This is a genomic window from Streptomyces milbemycinicus, assembly GCF_002154605.1.
Classification (GTDB): Bacteria; Actinomycetota; Actinomycetes; order Streptomycetales; family Streptomycetaceae; genus Streptomyces; species Streptomyces milbemycinicus.
Window position 1 is genome coordinate 1 of record NZ_MUNE01000136.1, and the last position, 1,463, is coordinate 1,463.

Below are 1,463 nucleotides of genomic sequence, written 5' to 3' on the forward strand. Positions count from 1 at the left end.
AGAGCGGGGGATTTGTGCGTTCGGCGGCGGGCGCCGCCGACGCTGTCCGTCGCTATCGCAAACGAGCCATCAGGGCGTGCTCGACGAGCGTGATGAGCGCGCTCTTGGCCTCGCTGCGGTGGCGGGCGTCGGTGATGATGATGGGCGCGTCCGGGCCGATCTGCAGCGCCTCGCGGACTTCTTCGGGGGTGTAGGGCTGGTGTCCGTCGAAGCCGTTGAGGGCGATGACGAAGGGCAGTCCGGAGTTCTCGAAGTAGTCGACGGCGGGGAAGCAGTCGGCGAGGCGCCGGGTGTCGACGAGGACGACGGCGCCGATGGCGCCGCGGACCAGGTCGTCCCACATGAACCAGAACCGGTCCTGTCCGGGCGTGCCGAACAGGTAGAGGATCAGGTCCTGGTCGAGCGTGATGCGGCCGAAGTCCATGGCCACCGTGGTGGTGGTCTTGTCCGGCGCGTGGGTGAGGTCGTCGATCCCGGCCGAGGCGGAGGTCATCACGGCTTCGGTGCGCAGCGGGTTGATCTCCGAGACCGCGCCGACGAACGTGGTCTTGCCCACGCCGAAGCCGCCCGCCACCACGATTTTCGCGGAGGTGGTGGAGCGGGCTGCACCGCTAGAGCTTGCGAAGTCCACTGAGCACCCTTTCGAGCAATGTCACGTCAGGCTGGCCGCCGGCGGACTCGTCGCCGCCGGGCTGATGGATGGCGACGAGCCCGGCCTCGGCCAGGTCGGCTACGAGGATCCGGGCGACGCCGAGGGGAATGGTCAGGAGTGCGGAGATCTCGGCGACCGACTTGATCTCGCGGCACAGGTGGCAGATCCGCTGGTGCTCGGGCAACTGGCCCTGGAGCTGAGCGGGGTCCGCCGTGGTGGACACCAGCGCCTCGATGGCGAGCTGGTAACGAGGCCGGGTCCGGCCTCCGGTCATGGCGTACGGCCGCACCAGCGGGTTGTGGCCGATGGCCGGGGAGGACGGCTCCGGGGTGTGCCGCACGGGCGGCGGCACGGACCGGCTGGGGGGCGGCTGATGCGTCGGCGGCTCGGACGACAGCCCCGCCGGGCCGTCCTGTGGCGCATAGGAGGGCGCGTACGGCTGCTGGAGGGGCTGCTCGTGCAGGGGCGGGGGCAGAGCCTCATGAGGCTGCTGAACGGGCTCCTGAGGCGCCGCAGGGGGCTGCTGGGCCGAGCGGACCTGACGACTTGGCGTGGAGGGGAAGTTGAAGCGCTTCAACGGGGCATCTCCGTGCGGCTCGGCCTGTTGCCCATGACCGTACGGATATCCACTGGGGGGCGTTGCCACGTGTCCTCCTCCAACTCGCCTGTCTGCCGGTCGCGCCACCGCACCCTAACGGCGCGGTGGCGCGAAACGCATCTTTGTGTTTGCTAGTTGAGAAGACTGCCTTGCAGTTCGGCGCGCAGGTCCGGGGTGAGGACGCCGCCCGTGCGGTCGACGAGCAGGGCCATC

Annotated in this window: 2 protein-coding genes and 1 pseudogene; all 3 read right to left on the bottom strand. The window is 69.8% G+C overall.

Annotation, left to right across the window (positions count from 1 at the left end; genetic code table 11):
- Positions 1 to 52: 52 nt before the first annotated feature.
- Positions 53 to 631 (bottom strand): GTP-binding protein, encoded by a 579-nt coding sequence (locus CCN51_RS12800; RefSeq protein WP_078610434.1) that lies wholly within the window; start codon positions 629 to 631, stop codon positions 53 to 55.
- Complete coding sequence (locus tag CCN51_RS12805) at positions 612 to 1,298, bottom strand: DUF742 domain-containing protein (protein WP_043486678.1); 687 nt, start codon at positions 1,296 to 1,298, stop codon at positions 612 to 614. The genes CCN51_RS12800 and CCN51_RS12805 overlap by 20 nt, the downstream gene beginning before the upstream one ends.
- Positions 1,299 to 1,381: 83 nt before the next feature.
- Positions 1,382 to 1,463: pseudogene (locus CCN51_RS53235) on the bottom strand (roadblock/LC7 domain-containing protein); the annotation flags it as partial.